Below are 6,451 nucleotides of genomic sequence, written 5' to 3' on the forward strand. Positions count from 1 at the left end.
AGAGTACAGCCAATTATTTGCAGAGAATGGAGGCTAGACTATACGCCGATATTGAGGCCCGGAAGCGTATAGATAGCGGCTTATTATTCCTGTCATGTCAGGTTGGATCAGCTTCACTGGCTTGGCTCCTATTTTCAATGCAAATATCAATCAGCATTATCCTGGCAATGTCGATGATATTAGCCCTACTGCCAGGGTTGATCGATTGTGGCGAAACATTTAACTTTGAGTTGAGTAGTGAGCGCTGGTCATTAAGTCACGGTAAGCCATTAGTAGCAGTAGGGAAACTAGCTATTGGTGGAGTCGTTGGGTGGAACTCGACACAGAAAATAGTCGCAGAAGTTAGAGCAACTGAAAGTCAAATCCAAGATACATACGCACAAATCAAAGCAGCACAAAATACTAATGCTTTCGCTATTCCACAAGGACTATTAATAGCGGCTGCTGGGATAGTTTTTATTGGGATGGTAATAATGTCTACGAGGAAAAAAGTAAATGTATAGGCAGAGAAGTTCTCTGACAATTATAGGGGGAATTGTCCTTGGGATATTTGCTGTAAACAACCTGTTTACGGATACTGTAAACACTGCTGAAAACCTTAAGCACCTTAGCTCTTGGGGCAAACAAGCTGGGTTGGATGTTCAGCTACTTTCACTCATCCAATCGTTGCTACTTTTGGTTAATGCTTACTTGCCAGTGATTATCTTTTTGGGATTTATAGTTTTGATTTTATGGAAGAGATAAAAGCATTTAACCAACGGTTCAAGGCAGAGCGCAAGATTGCTACATTTGGCATTGGTATTTTATTGGTTGGGGGACTGAGTTTAACCCTGCCACTCTGGAGTGATACCACTAAATATAGCGAAACATTATTCTGTTTTACGCCAAATAACCAACCCTTCGGCACTGCTCAGGGTAAACCTTGCAAAAGTGACCAAATCAAGCGCGGTATTAGTTGGATAGTAGAGCATGAGCGCCGGAACTCAACTTTTGATAGCAATATTAAAATAGTCGGTAATTTAGCACCAGAATCACCTACCGCACCTTTATTTGGTTTAGCTGGTACAGTCGCGCTATTAACTGCTTATTTTGGGTCTAAATTGCTTACAGATAGCCAAGAATCAGCTATTCATAGTCAGTTTTCTTTGCTAAAAATTAAGGCGCTTGAGAATGATTTGATAGTCCACAACCATCTGGACTTAACTAAATTCTCGAAGGATCAGCAAAACTCAATCACCAAAAACGCGATCGCACGTAACGCGGCAGAGACGATAGAGGCTATGAAATCATCCAGCGAATTAGCCTTAGATGAAATTAACGGAAGGTTACAGGGTGAAGTTGCACTTAAAAGTCACGAGCTAAATTTATCTGAGTTGGATAAACAAATTGTAGATAATCGACTGACCATTGCGAAAGCGACAAAGGAATTAAATAAGGTTCAAAGCAGCAAGCAGGATTCTAAAACTTAAAGTCATCAAACAAATTTATTTAGGAGTTGCTGATGAATTACCGACACAGAGTAACCTGCCGTCCCAATTCCAGAAGAAAATCCTTACTGTGGAGAGTTAGGCAGCTATGCCGATTTTGGCAACCAATTGCAGCGCTTGTATTGACGTTACTAGGGTTTTTTATTAAATTCTGGGAACCAATTTTAGCAGCGTTCGCACAGATAGTTGAGTGGGCATCCCATTTTTTTAGTGATTAGGTAGCCGATAGGGATGCCTCATGCCTTTATGCCTAACAACTGTTTTGAGCAGCCCCTGGTAGTGATCGTCAGGGGTTTATTTATTGCTTTGTGGAACTAGACTTTAATTTATCTACCTATACTAACCCAACTAATTTTCTACTCTTTAGCACCTTATATTATTAAGATAGAGCGTAGAGCGATCGCTTTAATTAGCAGTGCTTGTTTAATCTTCGTAGGAACTTGGTTAAGTTTGCATTAAAGCGCTTTTTTGCTGGTTTTATAACGATTGTAGATTTTGATAGTTGCTGATATCAGTTTGTTTTTAAGTAGTTTAGGATAACCAGTACTAACAATGTTTGCAGATCAGAGGCAGTCTGTATGACCATCCCAGGTATAAACTGAGAAAAAATTTGTATAATAACTAAAAAAAGTTAGATAATCACATGGGTTGTAATTCTTTAAACCATGCCTTGAACTGTCATTGTGGTTTTGGAGGAAATACTAGTACTAGCAACGTAAATTCCGCACCTGTTAATAGCTCTGAATATTTCTATAAAGAAGACTTAAAGCACGCAAAGACCTATTGAAGCCGATGTTGGCTTTGTGGAGAAGAAGTTTTTTTTCACACAAATGGTTATGGTGATTTCGTTTTGTTTGATAATTTGGGACATCCTTGGCCGATACATATTTGCTGGGTTAATCACTGGAAAGATGAAAAGGCGAGGCGCAAAGCAGTAGAAGATTCGGCTGAGTTCCAAAAATACTTCGACAACTCTAAACCCGCAGAAGCGATCAAATATCAATCCCTTGCAAATGCTGTGCGAGGCTTGGCTGGGGTATACTCTGGAACAATTTTCATAGGGATTACTGAAGAAAAGGTGGCGAATAAGATGAAAATATCAGTGCAAAAATTAAGAAGAGTGTATCGAGGGTTTTATTCGCTAACCCAATCAGGGGGCATTCAAATATTCCTTCCATAAGGAGGAGAAAAAAAACGTAAACCCAAACCTGTCAATAAACCTGTCATTAACAGCACTCCGCAGATCCTGTCCTTGATCAAAGCAAACCCTGTGTAGAAAATAAGTGCATGGAACTTCAAGATTTATGTGGTTTTGGGAAATGAAAAATTAGAACTCAGAGATGGATACATGGGACAGTCTAAGCAAGATGCCAAGCAGCTACTAGCCATGTCGCTCCAGTCCTTTGGGTTTGATTGCACAGATGGACTGAATGCGTACCTCGTTCATGCTGCTAATGGTTTTTGTTTTGAGCAATTTCATTTGAGCCAAAACACATACAAAACACATAAAGAAACGAACATTGACAAGGAGATTACCTTATGGGCTTTGTTTCATACATGGAAGATAGTGAAGACAGATTTGATGGACAGGGCATGGGTGAATATGTCAGCCCAAATCCTCAGAAAATTCAGTTAGGTGAAACTGGTCAACAAAGTAAATCCCCAAAAAATAAAGTCAACACAGCAGCTAAAAATTTAAATCAAGGAGGGGATCGCAGAAAAAGGAAAAACAAGAGGAGGTATTGTCCTGTGTGTCGTGTCAAGATAAATACTGCACGTTTTGGAATACATATGCAAAAGGCTCATCCCTTGGAAGTTCAAAATGCAATAGCCGAGACCAAAAAGAAGTATAATTACCCCTTCGGTGACGAAGAAATTTAATTTGTTATCATCAGAGTCCACTAGCGTTGTTACAAGAGGTGTTCTGGTTTTCGTGGAAAACCAGCAATGCCATGTCCTAACAGATCGAAACTGTACCAAATTCTTTCACGACGTGGGTCTGGATTTGCAAAACTACCTGTTTTTCTTTCGTATACAGTTCTTACAGAGATTGTTTTAGGTGCATGACGGCTGATAGCATACCATTTCTCATCTACTTGAAAGAGTGTTACTTCTCCACTTGGAATCTCATACCAGGCTGTTGCTATAATAGTAGTGTTTCCTGGAAGGGTTATAGAAAGGATATCGCCAGGATTTGATGATTGAGATGTCCTTAGTTTGATGATTTCACAATTTGAAAGATCACGCCTTAATAAATTAGAAATTTCTTTATATGTTTCGTGGCTAAAAGCGTAATATTTCTCATGAAATAATTTTAATAAGACAGTAGGCTCTGATTTGATTTCACCCCATATTCTAGGTTCTACTTGCTCGGTATATCCCTCGCCGCCCTTAGTTTCAACAAAAATTTTTCTAATTTGACCAGCGTGTGCTGTAGTGCTGCCTCCATTTGCAACTTCACTCTTCTCAAGGTAGTAGCACATTAATTCATTAAGTGTCATATTTTTTGTAGTTTTTTGCATTGCAGAGAGAGTCCCCAATAGTCGAGCGAATGAGATTAACCTAATCAAAGTTGATTAACTAAAGCTTAACGTTTCGCCTCATATTCCTTCTGAGACTAAGTTGAGAGAGTTTGGTATTGGCTGATCACAGCCAAATTAAGCGATGGTGTACCCGCCCACGTAAGCGCGATGGCGTACCGCCCGCCGTAGGCGATCGCAAGAGAAAAACTCGTAGTGCTATATATGGCACTACAAAGTAGAAAACGATGCTGTTCAAGGTGAGAGCTTACGCCCTCCCTATTGTGTGGGAAACTGAGAATGAATTGCTGATAACGAATCTTATCGGCGATTTCTCCAAAGTAAGTCTCTCACATCAACAGGCGGCGATCGCGGATGTGCTGAAAATTTAAGAAGCTGAAAATATTTTGGGTGTGATCGCGGTCATTGTCTAAGCCATCACTGAAAATTAGCTGTATCTCTGACTGTGTGAGAACCTTAGCGCGTCCATGCCGATTGATTTTCATTGCCAGACTGTAGACCTTGCGATCCACAGCCTACAACGATTTGACCCCCGATTACCTATAATTGCTTGACTGAGATTGGCGATCAACGGTCGGTCGCTAATAAGTTAAGCCTTCCTCAGTGGTGAAGGCTTCTGTCAGTATTCACATGAGAGCTTAGTACATACCATAAAAAATAAATCTGTTATAGTATTTACTATTACTAATAAAGAAGAAAAGTATTTATCGTATTGGCAGAACGTATCACAATAACCATTCCCAATGACTTGCATGAGCGTCTACAGGCTGTAAAAGATGCTCTGAATGTCTCCCGCGTATGTCAGGAAGGTTTAGAAGTAGCCATCCGAATTGAAGAACTAAAAAGAGAGAAATCACCAAACATGGACACACTGATTGAAAGATTGCGGATTGAAAAGGAGCAGGATGTCGCTGAATGGAAAGAAAAGGGTGTTATTGAAGGAAAAAAAGATGCTTTAAACCTGTCTTACAGGGAATTTAAAGATTTAGAGTCAAAGGAATCTATTACTGATGATTTGACTTATTGGATTGAAGAAAATCATTTTGAATATATGGAGGGTTTTGTAGATAAAGATGTTTTTTTAGAAGGATGGCTAGAAGGAGTGTTGAGCGTTTGGGACGAGGCCAAAGAATTACTTTAGCTTCATGGGTTAAAATTCCATCACACACAATTGCGGAGAATTATATTATGTCCAGACTAATTGTTTCTTCCTCCCCGTTGATAGGCACTTCGGGTTCGGATCTAGTGGTAGGCAAAGAGGATAATACATTATTGCCAGCAATTCCAGCAATTGGAATTGAGGTTCTAAAAAACGGAGTCATTGATACTCAAGCAGGTAACGATACAATCTTAGGCACAGGCACTGGTGGCGGCGACTTTGACAATGGAGGCACAGGCACTGGCATTGCTAACAGTGGCATCATCAATGCAGGGATGGGAGACGATACAATCTTAGGCACAGGCACTGGTGGCGACGGCTTTAACAATGGAGGCACAGGCACTGGCATTGCTAACAGTGGCATCATCAATGCAGGGATGGGAGACGATACAATCTTAGGCACAGGCACTGGTGGCTTCGAGTATAGACAACATCTACATGGTACAGGAATCTCTAACACTCAGGGTGGCTACATTAATGGAGGAGACGGAAATGATTTGATCAAGGGAACCGGAACGGGATCTTTCGATGGAATAGCCGATCCTACAGGCATCAATAATACTCAGCATAGCCGCATTGATGGAGGATTTGGGAACGACTCTATCTTTGGAACTGCAATTGGAGAATTGGATGTCTTCTCTAACACTCAGACCAGGGCTATAGGAATCTCTAACACTGAGGGCAGCGATATTAATGGAGGAGAAGGGAACAATTCCATCTCTGGAACTGGTGGATCTGCTGGCTATACTGGAGGAGATGGTACAGGCATCTTCAACAGTGGTGGTAGCAACATTAATGGAGGAGAAGGAAACAATTCTATTACTGGTATTGGCAAGGGCGGTGATGGGGGAGTAAATCCTTCTGGTCCTGATATCATTGCGGGGATTGGTATAGGCATCTCCAACAGTGGTAGCAGCAACATTAATGGAGGAGAAGGAAACAATTCTATTACTGGTATTGGCAAGGGCGGTAATGGGCAAGTAGATGCTGTGGTGGAGACTGATGTCCTTGCGGGGATTGGTATAGGCATCTCCAACAGCGAGGGTAGCGTAATTAGTACAGGGCAGGGAAACGACTTCCTTTCTGGCACGGGCACAGGCGGTGCGGGGGACTATTTCCCTTCCCATCCTGAAGATTGGCCAGTTGAACCTGGTGTAGGTATAGGCATTGTTAACAGTGGCATGATCAGTTTAGGCGATGGCAATGATACCATCATTGGTACTGGCATTAGTCCAAGTACTGGCATTAGTCCAAGTACTGGCATT

At 41.2% G+C, this 6,451-nt stretch carries 8 protein-coding genes and 1 pseudogene; 7 read left to right on the forward strand and 2 right to left on the reverse strand.

Features of this window, described 5'->3' with window-relative positions:
- The 4 genes from HWQ38_RS01350 to HWQ38_RS01365 form a co-directional block, all read left to right on the forward strand.
- Window positions 1–503, forward strand: a 503-nt coding sequence (locus tag HWQ38_RS01350; RefSeq protein WP_292789420.1) for a hypothetical protein, incomplete at its 5' end; no start/stop codon positions are given.
- A 228-nt stretch (window positions 504–731) separates the two neighbouring features.
- Window positions 732–1,469 carry a hypothetical protein gene (locus tag HWQ38_RS01355; protein ID WP_292789421.1) on the forward strand — a complete coding sequence of 246 codons (738 nt, stop codon included), beginning with the start codon at window positions 732–734 and terminating at the stop codon, window positions 1,467–1,469.
- Window positions 1,470–2,337: 868 nt separating this feature from the next.
- A complete protein-coding gene (locus HWQ38_RS01360) occupies window positions 2,338–2,667 on the forward strand; it encodes a hypothetical protein (protein WP_292789422.1) in 330 nt (109 codons plus the stop codon).
- A 359-nt stretch (window positions 2,668–3,026) separates the two neighbouring features.
- Window positions 3,027–3,368, forward strand: a complete 342-nt coding sequence (locus HWQ38_RS01365) for a hypothetical protein (protein WP_292789424.1) — start codon at window positions 3,027–3,029, stop codon at window positions 3,366–3,368.
- A 29-nt stretch (window positions 3,369–3,397) separates the two neighbouring features.
- On the opposite strand, the gene HWQ38_RS01370 is transcribed toward HWQ38_RS01365, so the two are convergent.
- Entirely contained in the window at window positions 3,398–4,009 is a 612-nt protein-coding gene (locus tag HWQ38_RS01370; RefSeq protein WP_292789426.1) for a hypothetical protein, read from the reverse strand.
- A 116-nt stretch (window positions 4,010–4,125) separates the two neighbouring features.
- Here HWQ38_RS01370 and HWQ38_RS01375 point away from each other — a divergent pair, with 116 nt between their 5' ends.
- Window positions 4,126–4,248 carry a hypothetical protein gene (locus tag HWQ38_RS01375; RefSeq protein WP_292789428.1) on the forward strand — a complete coding sequence of 41 codons (123 nt, stop codon included), beginning with the start codon at window positions 4,126–4,128 and terminating at the stop codon, window positions 4,246–4,248.
- Window positions 4,249–4,356: 108 nt separating this feature from the next.
- Here the strand turns inward: HWQ38_RS01375 and HWQ38_RS01380 are convergent, their stop codons facing one another.
- Complete coding sequence (locus tag HWQ38_RS01380; RefSeq protein ID WP_292789430.1) at window positions 4,357–4,512, reverse strand: hypothetical protein; 156 nt, start codon at window positions 4,510–4,512, stop codon at window positions 4,357–4,359.
- Window positions 4,513–4,739: 227 nt separating this feature from the next.
- On the opposite strand from HWQ38_RS01380, the gene HWQ38_RS01385 reads away from it, so the two are divergent.
- On the forward strand, window positions 4,740–5,168 hold the full coding sequence (locus tag HWQ38_RS01385) for a hypothetical protein (RefSeq protein WP_292789432.1): 429 nt from the start codon (window positions 4,740–4,742) through the stop codon (window positions 5,166–5,168).
- Window positions 5,169–5,215: 47 nt separating this feature from the next.
- Window positions 5,216–6,451 (forward strand): annotated as a pseudogene (locus tag HWQ38_RS01390) (hypothetical protein); the annotation flags it as partial.

The organism is Nostoc sp. NMS7 (genome assembly GCF_017115085.1).
Classification (GTDB): domain Bacteria; phylum Cyanobacteriota; class Cyanobacteriia; order Cyanobacteriales; family Nostocaceae; genus Nostoc.